This window comes from Dietzia sp. KRD202 (genome assembly GCF_017168155.1).
GTDB lineage: Bacteria > Actinomycetota > Actinomycetes > Mycobacteriales > Mycobacteriaceae > Dietzia > Dietzia kunjamensis.
Window position 1 is genome coordinate 17,245 of record NZ_JABFAN010000010.1, and the last position, 17,450, is coordinate 34,694.

A 17,450-nucleotide genomic window follows, 5' to 3' on the forward strand; every position below is an offset into this window, starting at 1 on the left:
GCCCAAACCGGCCTCAGATCGCGGGAGGCCTCCATGACTTCCGAGCTTTGGCGAGCCAATACTGGCTTCGGGTCTAGCCGATGCCCGAGTGATCAGAGTTCACGACGTCACAAACCTCGGACTCCACACGCGTCCCGACTCCGTGACCCGGGTCCCAGAGGCGCCCACGATGAGCAGGCACTTCATGTCGACGGAGTCGCAGTCGAGGTCGGCGAGAGTCGTCACGGTGAGGGATTCCTCGGTTCGCCCAACATCACGGCCCACGATCACCGGCGTGGTCGGGGAGCGGTGGCGGAGCAGGACCTCGCGGGCGTCGGCGACCTGACGGGTGCGCGAGCGCGAGGCCGGGTTGTAGACGGCCAGCACCAGGTCGGCCGCCGCGATCGCGTCGAGGCGGCGCTCGATGACCTCCCACGGCTTGAGCCGGTCGGACAGGCTCATGACGGCGAAGTCCGCGCCGATGGGGGCCCCGGCCCGCGCAGCGACCGCCTGCACGGCCGAGACGCCGGGCGCGACGCGGATGTCGATGTCGGCGAAGCGGGGATCGTCTGCGGCCTCGAAGACCGCCGAGGCCATACCGAACACCCCGGCGTCGCCGCCCGAGACCACGGCCACTTGCTCACCCGCGCGGGCCACCTCCAGTGCCAATGCAGCCCGGTCGACTTCCACGGTGTTGCCCGAGCAATGGCGACGCAGCCCGGGCCGCTGCGGAACCCTGGCGACGTACGGCGCGTAGCCGACCACGTGGTCGACCTCGGACAGGATCTGCGAAGCCTCCGGGGTCAGCCACTCTGTCGGGCCCGGGCCCAGACCGACGACGTGCACGACGCCGCGCGATGCTGGGGACTGCTCCTCAACCGAGCCGGCGGTACGCCCCGGGGAGGGCTCCTCGGGTGCAGAGAGCTGCGCGGGCCGGCGGCCGGTGGGGTCGGAGTGCTGAGAGTCGCCGGGGACGACGATGAGCGAGAAGTACGGCACGGAGTCCGGGTCGACCTCGCTGACCGGGTGATGTGCCTCCGCGTCGGTTGACGCCCGCTCCACATAGACCGCGCCGTCGAGCCGACCGGCCGCCTCGAGGGCCCGCCGGACGGCGGGGAAGTTGCGGCCGAGCTTCATGATGATCGCGCCGTCGGTGTCTGCAAGTCGTCGGGCGAGCTCGGGCTCGGGCAGGGTGCCGGGCAGGACGGTAAGGACGTCGGTCTGCCGGACCAGGGGAGTGGCGGCCGCGGCAGTGGCGGCGGCGAACGCGGGGATGCCCGGGACGATCTCGGTCTCGAACCTCGGCGAGAGCCGGTCGTGCATGTACATGAAGGACCCGTAGAACAGCGGGTCTCCCTCCGAGAGCAGGACCACGTCCCGGCCGGCGGCCAGATGCTCGCCCAGCCGCTGCGCGCTGCGCTCGTAGAAGTCCGCGATCGCGCCCGCGTACCCGCCCGGGTGGTCGGTGACGCCCGTGGTCACGGGGTACTCCAGCCGCTCCTGGATCGCGCCAGAAGGGATGAGGTCGGCGGCGATCCGGCGAGCGTTGGACTCCTTGCCGCGGCCGGCGTGAAAAGCCACGACGTCGGCGGCGCCGACGAGCCGGGCGGCCTTGAGCGTGAGCAACTCGGGATCGCCCGGTCCCACGCCGACGCCGTAGAGCCGACCGGGGGCCACACCGGCCGCGGGCGATCCGGCGCTCACTCCGCGTCCTGGGCCAGGGCGTTGACGGCAGAGGCGGTCATCGCGGACCCGCCGCGCCGGCCGTGCACGGTGACAAAGGGGATGTCGATGCCGTGGTCGTCGGCGAACTCGGCGAGCGCTGCCTTGGACTCGGCGGCTCCGATGAAACCCACGGGGCAGCCGACGATCGCGGCGGGCCGGGGAGCACCGTCGAGCAGCATCTCCAGGAGGTGGAACAGGGCGGTGGGGGCGTTGCCGATCGCGACGACGGCGCCGTCGAGACGATCGCCCCACAACGCCAGCGCCGCAGCGGATCGGGTCGTGCCCATTCGCGCGGCCAGGTCGCGAACGTCGGGATCGGACAGGGTGCACACCACGTCGTTGTCGCGGGGGAGCCGGGCCCGGGTGATCCCCGAGGCGACCATGTGGGCGTCGCACAAGATCGGCGCGCCGGCGTCGAGCGCCGACCTCGCCGCGATGACCAGGCCGGGATGCACCTGCAAGTCGTCGACGAGGTCCGTCTGGCCGGTGCCGTGGACCATCCGCACGGCGAGTCGCTCGGCGTCGGCCGGAACGCGGGACAGGTCGGTCTCGCCGCGGATGGTCGCGAAGGAGTCGACGTAGATGGCGGGCCCGTCGTCGACGTAGTCGTAGCGACGCGGCGGCCTCAGGGCAGCACTCATGGGGTCCTCCTCGGGGTTCTCGCCCCGGTGTGAGAAGTCGCAGCGACGCGGTGGGAGCGCGCTGATCCCCGGTGAGTATCTGGCTGGGCCCATCGGCTCGACGGGCCTCACAGTGGCGGAACCGCCCCGGACTTGCACCGGGTTCCTCGCCGTGGGACAGCCCGCAGCCTACTCGCGGACGGCCAGCACCCCGCGCCACGGGGTCACGATGAGCTCGTCGACGTCGCCGCCGGTGAGCCGGGCGATGAGGTGGCGGTCGAGGATCCCGTCCGGCGCTTCGACGTGCTCGATCCGCCCCGCCGACCCCGCGACCGGCCCATACGGGAGCGCCGGGGCCGGGCTCGGGAGCCGGTCGTCCACGGGGTGGGCGGCGGCGAGGGGGGTTGGCAGTTCCCGCACGTGCCACGGGGCGTCCGGCCCGGTGCCGCGGGCGTCGACGAACTCGCGGGCCAGCTCGACCAGCCGCTCGGCGGCGTCAGTCAGCGGCACGACGTCCGACCACTGCTCACCCACCCGCAGCTGCGCGATGTCGGCATCCAAGGCGACCAGGCCCAGATCGCAGGAGCGCTCGAGCAGGTCCCCGCGGCCGTCGTCCAGGACGAACAAGAACCGGCCCGGCAAGCCGCCGAGCGCGGGATCGGCCAGCAGCCCGGCGTCCAGCGCCTCGGTCACCGGCCGCAGGTCCGCGCGGCCCCGGGCCTGCCCGCCGAACGACTCGCCCAGGCCCGTCAGCGGCGAGACGAGGACGTTGCGCACCAGCTCGTGCCCGGGCGCGGGGAGCAGGCCCGTCTCCGCGATCGCCGCCACCACCTCGCCGGGCAGCTGCCCGTCCGGACCGATCGGCAGAGCCCGCAGTTGCAGGTTCGCGCGTGTCGTGACGTGCACGTTGTCGTCGTCGCCATATCTCACGGCGACCCCGTGCAGGCCGGCCAGTGCCGCCGGTGACACGCGGCCGCCCGGCACGCGCAAACGGACCAGGGCGCCGTCGGAAGCCGGCCACGGCCGCAGGACGCCCGGGCACAGGTCGCCACGGGTCCGGCGGGTGGGTTCGCTGATGCTCACGGGGGCCATTGTGGCAGCCCGTCGCCGGTGTACTTTTCCCAGACGGCAGAGGGTAAGTTTTTTCTTCACAACTGAAGAAACGGAGCTCCACCGTGATACCTCGCCGCGTACCCACCCTTCTCGCCTCCGCCCTCACCGCAGTCGCACTGGTCGCGGCCGGGTGCTCGTCGGACGCCGCCACCGAACCCGCCGCCGCCGAAGCGGCCGCCACTACCACGGCATCACCGGCCGCCGGGTCCGTCGCCGGGGTGACCGTCCCGGACGCGTTCACCGCGCTGACGATGATTCCCATCGGCAACCCGCCGCTGCCGTTCAAGGGCACCGACGGCAAGTACCACGTGGCCTACGACCTGCAGCTCACCAACGCCACCAAGGTGCCGGCGAGCGTGGACAAGATCGACGTGGTGGACGGCACCGACCCCACCAAGGTCATCGCCAGCTTCTCCGCCGCCGCTCTCGTGGACCCGGACTGCGTCTTCGGTGACTGCAACCGGCTGCGCGACCTGCCCGCCGGGTACGTCGACACCGCGCAGATCCCGCCGCAGGAGAGCCGGGTCGTGTTCATCGACTTCACCCTCGACTCGCTCGACCAGGCCCCGGACGCGGTGCTGCACCACCTCTACGGGACCGGTGCCGCCTCGCCGGCGTTCGGCGAACCCGGGCCCATCGACTACCTCACGACACCGGTCGTCTTCTCCACCCGGACCGTGCCGGTCATCGCGCCGCCCGTGCGGGGCGAGAACTGGGTGGCCCTCAACGGGTGTTGCGAACCGGGCTTCCCGCACCGCAGCTCGGTGATGTCGGTCAACGGCAAACTCAACAACAGTCAGCGCTTTGCGATCGACTGGAAACGCACCAACGACGAGGGCGAGTTCTTCACGGGCGACAGGAACCACAACGAGAGCTACGTGGACTACGGCGCCGAGATCCTCGCCGTCGCCGACGCCACCGTCGTCTCGGTCCTCGACGGGATGGACGCCAACGCGCCGGGCGTCCTGCCCGCCAGCAACCCGGAACTGGCCTCCAAGCTCACCGTCGAGAACGTGGACGGCAACCACGTGGTGCTCGACCTCGGCGACGGCGTGTACGCGATGTACGCACACATGATCTCCGGCTCGGTCACGGTGAAACCCGGCGACACGGTGACCGAGGGCCAGGTGCTGGGCAAGCTCGGGAACACCGGCAACGCCAACGCCTCGCACCTGCACTTCCAGCTCATGGACGGGCCGAGCCTGCTCGAGGCCGACTCGCTGCCGTACGAGCTGAAGGGGTTCGACTACGCGGGGCAGGTCCCGCCGGAGCGGATCGCCGACGCCGACGACTTCCTGTCCGGCACTTTCGTCGACGAGGCGACCCTCTCGCCGGAACCGCGGATGAACGAGCTGCCGCTCAACCTCGCGGTGGTGGACTTCCCCTGACCGGGACGGCCGTCCCCGGCTGACGCGAGGCAGCCAGGTAAGTCGCTCCTGACCCTCGCGCGACGGCCGGGCGGCCACTGGCGGGGTCCGCCGGATAGGCTCGCCGGTGCCGTGGTGTTCGGGAAGCCGGAGGAAAAGCCGGCGCGGCCCTCGCCACTGTAGTCGCGGAGTCACGCGGCCCTCGTCCGTCCCTCACGGGTCGGAGACCACTGGATCCACGGGTCCGGGAAGGTCGGTCGCACGGCGTTGATGCGGAAGCCAGGAGACCGGCCACGGCGACATGTTCCACGAGGGTTTGGAGAAGAACATGCGCCCCACCCGGCGTTTGGCGTCCCCTGATGGCGCCTCGGCACAGCACGACGTGCCCCGCATCACCCTGTTGTCCACCTCCGACACGGACCTGCTCTCCGCGCGCGAATCCGGCGCGGCGTTCACGCTCGGCAACCCGTCTCGACTCGACGTCGAGGCGAATCTGCCCGAACTGCTCGACGGCGCCGACCTGGTGGTGGTCCGCATCCTCGGCTCGCGGCGATCGTGGGACGCCGGGTTCGCCGCCGTGCTCGGCGCGGGCGTTCCGGTGGTGGTCCTGGGTGGCGAGCAGACCCCCGACGCCGACCTTATGGAGCTGTCCACCGTCCCGATCGGCACCGCGGCCGAGGCACACCGCTATCTCGCCGAGGGCGGCCCGGGCAACCTGGCGCAGCTGCACGCGTTCCTGGCCGACACCGTGTTGCTCACCGGCGCCGGGTTCGAGCCGCCGGAGAACGTGCCGGTGTGGGGTATGCCGCCGCGGCCGGACACGACGGAAGCCCCCGGCCTGCCCCGCGTGGGCGTGCTCTACTACCGCGCCCACGAGGTGAGCGGGAACTCCGGGTTCGCCCACGCGCTGGCCGACGCGATCGACGCCGCTGGCGCGGTGGGAGTGCCGGTCTTCGCCGGCTCCCTGCGCTCGGCCCCCGACGAGTTGTTCGACGCCCTTGGCACTCTCGATGCGCTGGTCGTGACGGTTCTCGCCGCCGGCGGCACCACTCCCGGCACGGTGAGCGCGGGCGGCGAGGACGAGACGTGGGACGTCGAGCGCATCGCCGCGCTCGACATTCCCGTATTGCAGGGCCTGTGCCTGACGTGGAGCCGCGAGGACTGGGCGGCCTCCGACGACGGCGTCAACCCGCTGGACTCCGCCAACCAGATCGCGATCCCCGAGTTCGACGGCCGGATCATCACTGCGCCGTTCTCGTTCAAGGAGATCGACGCCGACGGACTGCCCCGCTACGTGGCCGATCCCGAGCGGTGCGCGCGTGTCGCCGGGATCGCCGTGGCCCACGCGCGGCTGCGCCATGTGGCGCCCGCCGACCGCAAGGTCGCGCTGGTCCTGTCGGCCTATCCGACCAAGCACTCCCGCATCGGCAACGCCGTCGGTCTGGACACCCCGGTCTCGACCATCCGCCTGCTGCGCCGGATGCGCGACGAGGGTTACGACCTGGGCCCGGACGACGGCCCCATCGCGCGCTTTCTCGATCGACCGGGCCTCGACCTCACCGAGCCGGGGGCGGATGGCACCGTCGCGGAGGGCGGTTTCCCCGACGACACCGCCGCCGGCGACGCCCTCATCCACGCGCTCATCGCCGCGGGCGGGCAGGACGAGGAGTGGCTCACCAGCGCCCAGCTCACCGACAGCCACGTCCGGATCTCCACCGACGACTACCTGCGCTGGACCGCGGACCTGCCCGAGGCGCTGCGTGCGGAGATGGTCGAGGCGTGGGGGCCCGCGCCGGGCGAGCTGTTCGTCAACGACGCCGGAGAGATCGTCCTGGCCACCATCCAGGCCGGCAACGTCGTCCTGTTGATCCAGCCGCCCCGCGGGTTCGGCGAGAACCCGGTCGCCATCTATCACGACCCCGAGCTCGCGCCGTCCCATCACTACCTGGCCGCCTACCGCTGGCTCGCCCGCGGCTTCGGCGCGCACGCGCTGGTGCACATCGGCAAGCACGGCTCGCTCGAATGGCTGCCGGGCAAGAACGCCGCGCTCTCGGCGGACTGCGCCACCGACGCGGCGATCGCCAACCTTCCGCTGATCTACCCCTTCCTCGTCAACGACCCCGGCGAGGGCGCCCAGGCCAAGCGCCGCGCGCACGCGACGATCGTCGACCACCTGGTCCCGCCGATGGCCCGCGCGGAGTCGTACGGGGACATCGCCCGCCTGGAGCAGCTGCTCGACGAGTACGGGAACATCGCGTCGATGGACCCGGCCAAGCTCCCGGCCATCCGCGCGCAGATCTGGACGCTCATGCAGTCCGCGCACATGCACGAGGACCTGGGCCTCGAGCAACGGCCCGGGGACGAGGAGTTCGACGACTTCCTGCTCCACGTCGACGGCTGGCTCTGCGAGATCAAGGACGTCCAGATCCGCGACGGCCTGCACGTCCTGGGCCAGGCGCCCGCGGGCGAGGCGCGCGTCAACCTGGTGCTGGCGATCCTGCGGGCCTCGCAGGTGTGGGGCGGCGAGTCCGGGGCGGTTCCGGGCCTGCGTCGCGCACTCGGGCTGGCCGAGGGCGCGCCGACCGAGGAGGTCGACCGGGTCGAGGCGCTCGCCAAGGCGCTGGTCGAGGGGATGGACGCGCGGGAGTGGGACGTCGCCGCGGTGCCCGACGTCCTCGCCGCCGCGGGCCTCACCGCGGGTGAGGCGGGCGACGGCGCGTCCGAGGGCGATGACGACAACGACGACGACAACGACGACGACGAGGTCGCGCAGGTGCTCGAGTTCGCCGCCCGTGAGGTGGTGCCGCGACTGGCCGCCACTGTCGATGAGCTGGACGCCGTCATGCACGCCCTGGACGGCGGGTTCATCCCGGCCGGGCCCTCGGGATCCCCCCTTCGGGGCCTGGTCAATGTGCTGCCCACGGGCCGGAACTTCTACACGGTGGACCCGCGCGCCGTCCCGTCGCGGCTGGCGTGGGAGACCGGTCAGGCCATGGCGGACTCGCTGCTCGACCGGCACGTCGCCGAGACCGGTGAGTACCCGAGCTCGGTGGGGCTGTCGATCTGGGGTACCTCGGCCATGCGCACCTCCGGGGACGACATCGCCGAGGTCCTGGCCCTGCTGGGCGTCCGCCCCGAGTGGGACGAGGCCTCCCGCCGGGTCACGGGCCTGGAGGTGGTCCCGTCCGAGGAACTGGGCCGCCCGCGCGTCGACGTGACCGTGCGCATCTCCGGCTTCTTCCGCGATGCGTTCCCGCACGTCATCGGGATGCTCGACGACGCCGTGCGGATGGTCGCCGAGCTGGACGAGCCCGACGAACACAACTTCGTCGCCGCCCACACGCGGGCCGACCTCGCCGAGCACTCGGATCAACGCCGCGCCACCACCCGGATCTTCGGCTCCGCGCCCGGCTCGTACGGGGCGGGAATCCTGCAGACCATCGAGGCGGGCAACTGGCGCGACGACCGAGACCTGGCCGAGGTCTACACCCGCTGGGGCGGGTACGCCTACGGCCGCGACCTCGACGGAGTCCCCGCGGCCGACGACATGCGCACCAACTACCGGCGCATTGCGGTGGCGGCCAAGAACATCGACACCCGCGAGCACGACATCGCCGACTCGGACGACTACTTCCAGTACCACGGCGGGATGATCGCCACCGTCCGCGCCCTCACCGGCGCCGAGCCGCGCGCCTATGTGGGCGACTCGACCACGCCCGACGCCGTCCGCACCCGGTCGCTGGCGGAGGAGACCACGCGGGTGTTCCGCGCGCGAGTGGTGAACCCGCGGTGGATCGCGGCCATGCAGCGGCACGGCTACAAGGGGGCGTTCGAGCTGGCGGCCACGGTGGACTACCTCTTCGGGTTCGATGCGACCGCCGGCGTGGTCCACGACTGGATGTACGACTCGCTCGCCCGCGAGTACGTCCTGGACGAGACCAACCAGGAGTTCCTGCGCCGGTCCAACCCGTGGGCGCTGCGCGGGATGATCGAGCGGCTCTCCGAGGCCGCCGACCGCGGGATGTGGGCCGAGCCCGATGCGGGCATCATGGACCGGATGCGGCAGGTCTACCTCGATGTGGAGGGCGATCTCGAGGAGTCCCACGGTGACTGAGTTCCCCACCGGCCGCAGGCGGGTGCGGGTCGTGGGCATCGGCTCGGGCGGGCTCGACCAGATCACGGTCGAGGCCGCCCGGGCCCTGCGCGCCAGCGACTACGCCCTCGCGGCCGTCAAAGGCCCGGCCGACCCGTTGGTCGATCTCCGCGCGCAGCTGCTCGCCCGCCACGCGCCGGGCGTCGAGTTGGTGGGTGTGCCCGATCCGGAGAGGGACCGCTCGTCGTCGTCGACCTCCTCCGACGCCGGGTATCGCGGGGTGGTGACGGACTGGCACGAGGCCCGCTCCCTGGCCTGGGAACGCGTCGTGGCCTCCCGGCCCGGCGATGTGGCGATCCCCGTGTGGGGCGACCCGGCGTTCTACGACTCCACGCTGAGGATCCTCGACCGGATCGCCGAGCGCGGTGCGCTGGACCTGGAGGTGGAGGTCGTGCCCGGGATCTCCGCGCTCCAGGTTCTGGCCGCGCGCCACCGTCTGGTCCTGCACGAGATCGGCGGCACGGTCACCGTGACCACCGGCCGCCGGCTGCGCGAGGTCGTGGCCGCCGGCGCCGACAACGTGGTGGTGATGCTCAACGGCGATCTGCCGCTCGATGACCTGGCCGACTGGCACATCTGGTGGGGCGGGAACCTCGGCGACGCCGGCGAGACGCTCGTCGCGGGCCGCGTGGGCGACGTCCTGCCGGACCTGCGCGCGCACCGCGAGCGGCTGCGCGACGAGCACGGCTGGGTGATGGACGTGTATCTACTGCGACGCGGAGAAGGGACGACGGCCCGATGACGGCTGAGAAGGACACCGCCGGGGCGACGGCCGGGACGACCGGCGGGAAGGACAGCGCCGGCGCCACGGTCGCGCGGGACTGCGCGGGCCGGGTCGTGCTGGTCGGCGGCGGGCCGGGGGACCCGGGGCTGATGACCGTGGCCGGCCTCGACGCAGTCCGCACCGCCGACGTGGTGGTGACCGACCGCCTGGGACCGGTGTCGATCCTCGACGAGCTCGACCCCGGCATCGAGGTGATCGACGTGGGCAAGGTGCCCTTCGGTCCGGCGACCCCGCAGGAGGAGATCAACCGGATCCTCGTCGAGCACGCGCGGCGCGGGCGCACCGTCGTCCGACTCAAGGGCGGCGACAGCTTCCTGTTCGGCCGCGGCGCCGAGGAGCACCTCGCGTGCACCGCGGCCGGGGTGCCCGTCACCGTGATCCCGGGCGTCACCTCGGCCCTGTCGGTTCCGGCCCTCGCCGGCGTCCCGGCCACCCACCGCGGACTCTCGCAGGGCGTGTCGGTGATCTCCGGGCACGTCCCGCCCGACAGCCCGCACTCGACCCTCGACTACGGCGCGCTCGCCAGGTCCGGGACCACGCTGGTGTTGCTCATGGCGGTCACGACCCTGCCCGCCATCACCGCGGAACTCCTGGCCGAGGGGATGCCCGGGGACACCCCGGCTGTGCTGGTCGAGAACGGCTCCACCCCGGCGGAGCGCGTCCTGCACGGGACGCTGGCGACGATCGCGCGGCAGGCGGCCGAGGCTCAGGTCGCGCCGCCCGCGATCACCGTGATCGGGGCGGTCGCCGGGCTGGCAGGGCAGCTGTCCGCCGGAGCGAGCTGTGGGTAGTCGGCCGGCCGGGTCCGCCCTCGACGAGTGGTCGCGGATGCGCGGATCGCGAAACTACGTCCGACGGACGAGCTCGGCTCGGCGGTCCTCCGGGGCACGGCGCGGGCAGCTCGCGCACGTGCCGCCGTCGGTGGCCAGATAGATGAGGCAGCAGGAGCTGCGGCGGACGAACCGGCGGGTCCGCTCGGGGCCCTCCACATCGATGTACCGAGCCGGTAGCAGCGGCGGGCGGCACACGGCGTGTGCGAGCTCGGAGCCGCGATTCGGGTCGCCCGCCGCGCGACCCGCCTCGAGCGCGCGGTTCGCGATGGAGTCGGTCGCGATCGCCCACAGCGCCCGCGGTGCTGCGCCCGAGACCTCCGCGAGGGCGGCGATCACCTCGCCGTGGGCCTCCAGCAGCGCGTCGGCGTAGGCCGCGGTCGACGGCAGGAGGTGTTCCGACAGCGCCGAGTGGAGATAGCCGTTCGGCTGCAGCGAGACGGAGAGCCGCTGCGGTCGGGGATCGGGCGCGCGGCCGATCGCGAGCAGCATGACCAGCGGCGCGGCCACCAGCGTCGAACTGGCCGAGTACCACCACAGCGTGCCATTCACCCGCGGATCGCCATGGTTCCAGCGCCGGCCGGTGTCCTCCACCCGCCGGGCCAGCCACCGCGGGTCCGTCAGCACCGATCCGGGCAGGACCTCCGGGCCGTGTTCGATGGTGCGGACGAAGTCGCCGAGGAGGTCCGAGACGCCCGAGTACGCGGCTGTCACGGTCTCGGGGGCGCGGAGCTCGTCGTCGTCGCCGTCGTCACCCACGGTCCCGTCACGCATCGGCGAGCCCCGCCACGTCGAGCGTGCGGCGGCCGTCCGGCCCCGCCCGCACCTCGCCACGCACCCCGAACACCTCCCGCAGCACCGCGGCGTCCAGGACCTGCTCCGGCGCACCGGTCGCGACGAGGTGACCGCGGTGCAGGACCGCGATGACGTCGCAGTACTCGGTGGCCATCCGCAGATCGTGGATCGTGAGCAGCACCGCCAGCCCGTCGGCCGCCAACTCGCGGAGCAGGCGTAGAACCGACAATTGCTGGTGCAGGTCGAGGTGATTGGTCGGCTCGTCCAGCAGGAGCACCTCGGGCCGCTGGGCGAGGGTGCGCGCGATCGACACGCGTTGCTTCTCGCCGCCCGACAGTGCCACCACGTCTCGCTCGGCCAGCTCGGTCAACCCGACCCGGGCGAGGACATCCTCCACGACCGCCGCGTCGTCGGCGCCGAAGGGCTCGAGAAGTCCCCGTGTGACCGTCCGGCCCAGGCGCACCGACTCGCGGACCGTGATGCCGCCCAACGAGACCGGTTCCTGCGTACTGGCCCCCACCGCGCGGGCCAGCGTGCGGCGACGCAGCGAGGCGATGTCGGCGTCGTCGAGCGTCACCATCCCCGCGGCGGACGGCAGCGCGCGATAGCAGGTGCGCAGCAGCGTGGTCTTGCCGCTGCCGTTCGGGCCGACGAGTGCGGTGACCCGCCCGGGCGCGACCGTGAGGTCGACACCGTGGAGGATCAGCCGACCGCCGAGCCGGGCGGAGACGCCGTGCGCGGAGAGGGTGCTCATCGCGACGCCTTCCCGTAGCGGTGCCACAACATCAGCAGGAACACCGGGCCGCCCACGACGCCGGTGACCACGCCCACCGGCAGCTCGGTGCCCTCGCTCACCGCGCGGGCGGCGAGGTCGGCCAGCACCAACGCGACCGCGCCGAGCAGGGCCGCCGCGGGAAGCAGGCGCGCCGCGGTGCGGCCCGTGAAGAACCCCGCGAGGTGGGGGATGAGCAGGCCGATGAAGCCGATCGTCCCGGAGACCGCCACCGCGCCCGCGGTGAGCAGGGAGACGAGCAGCAGCATGAGCACCCGGAACCGGGGCACGTTCACGCCCATCGCGGTGGCGCCGTCGTCACCGGTGAGAAGCAGGTCGAGGTGGCGGCTGCACAGGATCACCACCGTGCCGGCGACGGCGAGGATAGCAACGGGCGCCCACAGCATGGTCCACCCGGCGTCACCGAACCCGCCCGCGAGCCAACGCATGACGGTACCGAGTTGATGGTCGTCGCCGAGGACCAGCAACGTGAACGTGTTGAGCGCACCGAACACCATCGTCATGGCCGCCCCGACCAGCACGATGGCGGTCGTGTCATGGGCGCGGCGGGCCACCAGGACGACGCCCGCCAGCGGGAGCAGCGCGCCGAGGAACGCCGCGATCGGCAGGGTGAACACGCCCCACATCCCGGCGCCCACGCCGAGGACCGTGAGCACCACGACGCCGAAGCCCGCGCCCGAGGAGACGCCGAGCAGATACGGGTCGGCGAGAGGATTTCGGGTGACCGCCTGGGCGACGCCACCCGCCACGGCCAGCGACGCGCCCACGGCCGCCGCCATGAGCGCCCGGGGCAGTCGCGACTCGAGGACGATCGCCTCGCGGGCGTCGGTCCACCACGGGTCGAAGACCCCCGGCGCCAGGCGGTGCGCGACGATCGCCCACACGTCCCCGATCGGGATGGACACCGAGCCCAGGGAGACCCCGGCCGCGATCGTCATCGCGAGCACCGCCACGAGCGGGAGACAGATGAGCCACAGCGACCGCCGCCCGGTGGGCGGGGCATCGGCGATGCGCCCGGAGCCGGGGCGGGGATCGATGCCCGTGCCGGCGCGGTCAACGCGCCCGCCGGTGTTCTCGGCGACGGTCGTCATGTCACTGCCCGAACGCGTGCGGGTGCAGCTCACGGGCGATGGTCTCGGTGGAGGTCGTCATCCGCGAGCTCTCGAAGAAGTCGGACAGCGGGACCACCACGATGCGGTTCTCACGGATCGCCGGCGTCGTGGACATGATGGGCTGCGCGCGCAGGTAGGCGATCTTGTCCTCCGCGCTGGTGGCGCCGTAGTCGAGTACCACGATCGCCTCGGGCTGACGCTCGCCCAGGATCTCCCATGTGGACGTGAGATAGGGGCGGTCGCCCTCGGAGAAGATGTTGTCCGCGCCCGCGTACTCGCCGATCAGTTGTCCGATGCCCACGCCGCCGATCGTCGTCGGTTCTGATTCGCCGCCGTCGTAGAAGAACGTGGGGGTGCCGGTGACACCCGACGCATCGAGCGTCTCTCGGATCTCCCTCATCTCGCCGGTGATCCGGTCGGTCAGGTCCCGTGCCCCCGGCTCGACGTCGAGGATCCGGCCGAGCTGGGAGAAGTCGGTCTCGAGCATCGACAGGTCGCCGAAGCCTTCTCCGCAGTACTCGGAGAACAGGAAGGTGTGGATCCCCGCGGTCTCGAGGGCGTCGCGGCTGCGGCCTTCCTTGTCGTCGAAGGCGCTGCGCATCCCGGCCACCACGAGGTCCGGCTCGAGGTCCACGATCTGCTCCCAGGTGGGGTACTCCTCCGAGAGGGACGGAATGGCCTCGAACTGCTCGGCGACCTCCGGCAGGACATCGTCCTGCTCGCCGTAGCCCATGCCGACGATCCGGTCGCCGGCCCCCATCTGGATGAGGGTCTCGGTGACGTGGTCATTCATCGAGATGATGCGCCGGGGCGCAGCGGTGTAGGTGGTCTCGCGCTCACAGTTGGTGACGGTCACAGGGTCGGCGAACGACTCGACCGGGCCGCCTTCCGCGAGCGCCTCGCCGCGGGAGCAGCCGGTGAGGGCGACCCCCGCGACGAGGAGGGTGGCGAGCGTGATTCTGGGGTGGCGACGGAACATGATCAGTCCTCGGATCGTGTCGTGCGGTCGACGACACGTGAGACCCGCAGGAGGGTAGGAGTCGACGACGACACCACGTCACCTGACAGGACCCCGGATCGCAGACCTCGGCGATGTACTCGGAGTCGCGAACATCCGGGCAGGTAATCGGGCTCGCGGTCACGAAAGTGGCCACACACCGTTGCGGGTCAGCGCCGGATTCCCACCGGTCTTCCCCTGCTCGTTCCGGATGTCAGCAGTACGCCCTCAGGATAGGCACACCGCGTCCGCGTGCGGTGCAGGTACCCCGGCTCGGCGGAGCCGACCACCCGCGCTTCGTGGCCCGGCTACGCCCGAGGACGGCGCGACGCACGACCACGCCCAGCACGGCCAGCGCGACGGTGCCCACCTGGACGCGGTCGTGCAGGAGGATCGCGCGGCGGATGTCGTCGTCCCGGACCGACCGGCCGTCACCGAGGACCGCCCGGTCCTCCACGCCGTACGGGTACGGCGTGGGCCCGCCAAGCCGGACCCCCAGGGCGCCCGCGCACACGGCTTCGACGACCCCGGCGTTCGGGCTCGGGTGCGCCGGTGCGTCACGGAGCCACGCCCGCAGGGCCCCGGCGGGACTCCCGCCCACGGTCGGGGCGCAGACCACCCCGAGCGCGCCGGCCACCCGGGCCGGCAGGAACCCCAGCACGTCGTCGAACCGCGCCGCGGCGGTGCCGAAGTGGCGGTACCGCTCCGAACGGTGACCCACCATCGCGTCGAGCGTGTTGGCCGCGCGGTGGACGGCGGCGCCGGGCGAACCCGCCACCGCGGCCCAGAACAGCGTCGCCACCGCCGCATCGGAGGTGTTCTCCGCGACGGATTCGACGACAGCCCGCGCGAGATCCTCCGGGCCGAGCGCGGCCGGATCCCGTCCGCACAACCACGGCAACAGGTCCCGGGAACCCGCGTGATCGCCCCGGGCGAGCAGGTCACCCTGCCGCCCCGCGACCGCGAGCAACGAGGACCCGCCCAGGCACGACCACACCACGGCCGCGTCCCACGCCACTGCCGCGACGCGGTTCCGTCCGGCGAGACGTCCGACGCCCGTCACTGCAGCGGCGGTGCCCCCCACGAGGACGCCGGTGAACAGCAGGCCCGCCGCCCGCTGCGCGTTGGGCGTCCGGCCGGGCCGGAGGAGCCGCGACTCCACGGCGAGCGCGACCCGGCCGAAGCCCGCGACGGGGTGGAACCGTCGCGGGTCGCCGACGAGGCGATCGAGGGCGAACCCGGCCGCGATGCCCGCCGCGCGGGCGGCAAGCGCGTACCCGTCACCGCGGCGGCGCGTGCACGACGCGCGGTGCGGGTGGGGGTCAGCGCGCGAGATAGCGGACATGCGCCCCCCGCCCGTCGTGGGTCACCTCGGCCTCCACTCCGTACACCTCCCGGATCAGGTCGGCGGTGAGCACCTCGTGGGGCGCGCCGCCGGTCACGAGTCGCCCACCGGACAATACGATCAGATGGTCGCAGAACGTGGCCGCCAGGGTGAGATCGTGTAGGGCCGCGATCACCGTGGTGTCGGTGGCGCGGACCAGGGCCAGCAGGTCGAGTTGGTGGCGGATGTCGAGGTGGTTGGTCGGTTCGTCGAGGACCAGCACACCGGGTTCCTGGGCCAGGGCCCGCGCGATCTGCACCCGCTGCCGCTCGCCGCCGGACAGGGTCGCGTACCGCTGGTCCAGGCGGTCGCCGAGGCCGGTCGTGGCCGCCGCGCGCCGCACCACCCCGTCGTCCCCGGGACCTGGACCCGACCAGGCCGCGCGATGGGGGATGCGGCCGAGTTCGATGACCTCCCGGACCGTGGGGTTCTGGTCGGTGGTCGCCTCCTGCGCCACCAGTGCCAGGCGCCGGGACAGGCGTTTGCGGGGGAGTGATCGGATGTCCGTGCCGTCGAGGTGCACCGATCCGGTGTCGGGCCGGAGCACGCCCGTCAGGATGCGCAGGAGCGTCGACTTGCCGGATCCGTTCGGCCCCAGCACCCCGACCATTGTGCCGGGGGCGGGAGCTACGGTGACGTCGTCGAGGATGGTCCGGCCGCGCACGGACCACGAGACGCCTCGAGCCTCGAGGGTCGACGGGGCGGCGGTCATCGGCCGTGTCCCCGGCGGAGGAGGAGCCCGACGAAGGCCGGGACGCCGATGAGTGCGGTGGCCACCCCGATCGGCAACTCCTGGGGCGCGATCACGGTGCGGGAGACCGCGTCGATCCACACGACGAACACGGCGCCCATCAGCGCCGCCGTCGGGACGAGGACCCGGTGCCGGCCGCCGACCAGGGCTCGCGCGGCGTGTGGCAGCACCAGACCCACGAAGCCGATCGCCCCGCAGGTGCTCACGATGACGGCCGTGACGAGCGCCGTCACCACCATGAGCACCAGCCGGGTGCGGGCCACGTTGACGCCGAGGGCGGCCGCGGCGTCCTGGCCGAAGGTGAACGCGTCGAGGCTGGAGGTGTGCAGCAGGCACGCCACCAGCCCGAGCAGGACCACGACGCCGCACACCGCCACGTCCGACCAGCGGACGGAGGCCAGCGAGCCGAGCAGCCAGAACAGCACGCCGCGGGTCTGCTCGGCGTCGGCGGCGATGTAGACGACGAACGAGGTCACCGCGGAGAACAGCTGGGTCGCCGCGACCCCCGCCAGCACCACCCGGTCGGGCGTCCCGCCGGACGCGAAGGCCAGGACCAGGACGAAGCCGAACGCGGTGAGCGCCCCGACGAACGCCCCCGTGGTGAGCCCGACCGCGCCCGCGCCGACCCCGAGCACCACCACGAGGACCGCCCCGGTGGATGCGCCCGAGGAGATGCCGAGGATGTACGGGTCGGCCAGGGGGTTGCGCAGCAGCGACTGCAGGATGACGCCGCACAGTGCGAGCCCCGCCCCGGCCAGGGCCGCCATGAGAGTGCGCGGAAGCCGCAGGTTCCAGATGATCCCCTCCTCGATCCGCGTGAGCCCGGAGTCGGCTCCCGTGAGTCGGGCCAGCGCGGACTGGATAACGTCGGCGGCGGTGAGTCCGGACGGGCCGATGGTGATGACGAGCGCCGTCGACACCGCCAGCAGCCCCAGGCCACCGAGCCACAGGGTGACCAGTGCGGACGGTCGCCGCAGAGCCGGCCGCCGGCGCGGTGGCGCCGGGACCACCGGGGCGGTGGTCCTCTCGGGTGCGAGGGTCATCGGG

Annotated in this window: 14 protein-coding genes and 3 riboswitches; of the genes, 4 read left to right on the forward strand and 10 right to left on the reverse strand. The window is 72.6% G+C overall.

Translation table 11 applies throughout. From position 1 onward, the window contains the following. Nucleotides 1–99 precede the first annotated feature (99 nt). From J1M64_RS06465 to J1M64_RS06475, 3 genes are all read right to left on the reverse strand, one after another. Entirely contained in the window at nucleotides 100–1,683 is a 1,584-nt protein-coding gene (locus J1M64_RS06465; protein WP_244200845.1) for a precorrin-2 C(20)-methyltransferase, read from the reverse strand. After that, on the reverse strand, nucleotides 1,680–2,345 hold the full coding sequence (locus tag J1M64_RS06470) for a precorrin-8X methylmutase (RefSeq protein WP_120285760.1): 666 nt from the start codon (nucleotides 2,343–2,345) through the stop codon (nucleotides 1,680–1,682). Before J1M64_RS06470 ends, J1M64_RS06465 begins: the two co-directional genes overlap by 4 nt. 73 nt (nucleotides 2,346–2,418) lie before the next feature. Further along, a riboswitch (cobalamin riboswitch) is annotated at nucleotides 2,419–2,493 on the reverse strand. Between the two features lie 20 nt (nucleotides 2,494–2,513). After that, nucleotides 2,514–3,407, reverse strand: coding sequence for a nitrite reductase (locus J1M64_RS06475; protein WP_206473586.1), 894 nt, complete (start codon nucleotides 3,405–3,407; stop codon nucleotides 2,514–2,516). Nucleotides 3,408–3,499: 92 nt separating this feature from the next. On the opposite strand from J1M64_RS06475, the gene J1M64_RS06480 reads away from it, so the two are divergent. The 4 genes from J1M64_RS06480 (at nucleotide 3,500) to cobA (ending at nucleotide 10,532) form a co-directional block, all read left to right on the forward strand. Next, nucleotides 3,500–4,825 (forward strand): M23 family metallopeptidase, encoded by a 1,326-nt coding sequence (locus tag J1M64_RS06480; protein WP_206473588.1) that lies wholly within the window; start codon nucleotides 3,500–3,502, stop codon nucleotides 4,823–4,825. Nucleotides 4,826–4,920: 95 nt separating this feature from the next. Next, nucleotides 4,921–5,115, forward strand: a riboswitch (cobalamin riboswitch). 17 nt (nucleotides 5,116–5,132) lie between these two features. Further along, nucleotides 5,133–8,918, forward strand: coding sequence for a cobaltochelatase subunit CobN (cobN, locus tag J1M64_RS06485; protein ID WP_241261246.1), 3,786 nt, complete (start codon nucleotides 5,133–5,135; stop codon nucleotides 8,916–8,918). Continuing rightward, complete coding sequence (gene cobF / locus J1M64_RS06490) at nucleotides 8,911–9,699, forward strand: precorrin-6A synthase (deacetylating) (RefSeq protein WP_256821482.1); 789 nt, start codon at nucleotides 8,911–8,913, stop codon at nucleotides 9,697–9,699. The genes cobN and cobF overlap by 8 nt, the downstream gene beginning before the upstream one ends. Continuing rightward, nucleotides 9,696–10,532, forward strand: coding sequence for a uroporphyrinogen-III C-methyltransferase (gene cobA / locus J1M64_RS06495; RefSeq protein ID WP_241261238.1), 837 nt, complete (start codon nucleotides 9,696–9,698; stop codon nucleotides 10,530–10,532). The genes cobF and cobA overlap by 4 nt, the downstream gene beginning before the upstream one ends. Nucleotides 10,533–10,586: 54 nt before the next feature. Here the strand turns inward: cobA and J1M64_RS06500 are convergent, their stop codons facing one another. The 7 genes from J1M64_RS06500 to J1M64_RS06530 form a co-directional block, all read right to left on the reverse strand. After that, nucleotides 10,587–11,345: a (2Fe-2S)-binding protein gene (locus tag J1M64_RS06500; protein ID WP_206473592.1), complete on the reverse strand. Its 759-nt coding sequence runs from the start codon at nucleotides 11,343–11,345 to the stop codon at nucleotides 10,587–10,589. Then, the gene (locus J1M64_RS06505) at nucleotides 11,338–12,120 is read right to left on the reverse strand and encodes an ABC transporter ATP-binding protein (RefSeq protein ID WP_206473594.1); all 783 of its coding nucleotides are present in this window, start codon (nucleotides 12,118–12,120) and stop codon (nucleotides 11,338–11,340) included. The genes J1M64_RS06500 and J1M64_RS06505 overlap by 8 nt, the downstream gene beginning before the upstream one ends. Further along, complete coding sequence (locus tag J1M64_RS06510; protein ID WP_374210750.1) at nucleotides 12,117–13,250, reverse strand: FecCD family ABC transporter permease; 1,134 nt, start codon at nucleotides 13,248–13,250, stop codon at nucleotides 12,117–12,119. The genes J1M64_RS06505 and J1M64_RS06510 overlap by 4 nt, the downstream gene beginning before the upstream one ends. A gap of 1 nt (nucleotide 13,251) precedes the next feature. Beyond that, nucleotides 13,252–14,250, reverse strand: coding sequence for an ABC transporter substrate-binding protein (locus tag J1M64_RS06515; RefSeq protein ID WP_206473596.1), 999 nt, complete (start codon nucleotides 14,248–14,250; stop codon nucleotides 13,252–13,254). Between the two features lie 120 nt (nucleotides 14,251–14,370). Further along, nucleotides 14,371–14,513: riboswitch (cobalamin riboswitch) on the reverse strand. Then, entirely contained in the window at nucleotides 14,483–15,613 is a 1,131-nt protein-coding gene (locus tag J1M64_RS06520; protein WP_206473598.1) for a cobalamin biosynthesis protein, read from the reverse strand. Its footprint overlaps the riboswitch before it by 31 nt. Beyond that, the gene (locus tag J1M64_RS06525; RefSeq protein WP_206473600.1) at nucleotides 15,591–16,364 is read right to left on the reverse strand and encodes an ABC transporter ATP-binding protein; all 774 of its coding nucleotides are present in this window, start codon (nucleotides 16,362–16,364) and stop codon (nucleotides 15,591–15,593) included. Before J1M64_RS06525 ends, J1M64_RS06520 begins: the two co-directional genes overlap by 23 nt. Next, entirely contained in the window at nucleotides 16,361–17,446 is a 1,086-nt protein-coding gene (locus J1M64_RS06530) for an iron ABC transporter permease (RefSeq protein WP_206473601.1), read from the reverse strand. The genes J1M64_RS06525 and J1M64_RS06530 overlap by 4 nt, the downstream gene beginning before the upstream one ends. Between the last annotated feature and the right edge of the window lie 4 nt (nucleotides 17,447–17,450).

Coding starts and splice junctions, on each gene's coding strand:
- J1M64_RS06510 (WP_374210750.1), bottom strand. CDS start 13,250: ATGACGACCGTCGCCGAGAACACCGGCGGGCGCGTTGACCGCGCCGGC.
- J1M64_RS06530 (WP_206473601.1), bottom strand. CDS start 17,446: ATGACCCTCGCACCCGAGAGGACCACCGCCCCGGTGGTCCCGGCGCCA.
- J1M64_RS06515 (WP_206473596.1), bottom strand. CDS start 14,250: ATGTTCCGTCGCCACCCCAGAATCACGCTCGCCACCCTCCTCGTCGCG.
- J1M64_RS06505 (WP_206473594.1), bottom strand. CDS start 12,120: ATGAGCACCCTCTCCGCGCACGGCGTCTCCGCCCGGCTCGGCGGTCGG.
- cobA (WP_241261238.1), top strand. CDS start 9,696: ATGACGGCTGAGAAGGACACCGCCGGGGCGACGGCCGGGACGACCGGC.
- J1M64_RS06525 (WP_206473600.1), bottom strand. CDS start 16,364: ATGACCGCCGCCCCGTCGACCCTCGAGGCTCGAGGCGTCTCGTGGTCC.
- J1M64_RS06520 (WP_206473598.1), bottom strand. CDS start 15,613: ATGTCCGCTATCTCGCGCGCTGACCCCCACCCGCACCGCGCGTCGTGC.
- J1M64_RS06470 (WP_120285760.1), bottom strand. CDS start 2,345: ATGAGTGCTGCCCTGAGGCCGCCGCGTCGCTACGACTACGTCGACGAC.
- J1M64_RS06500 (WP_206473592.1), bottom strand. CDS start 11,345: ATGCGTGACGGGACCGTGGGTGACGACGGCGACGACGACGAGCTCCGC.
- cobN (WP_241261246.1), top strand. CDS start 5,133: ATGCGCCCCACCCGGCGTTTGGCGTCCCCTGATGGCGCCTCGGCACAG.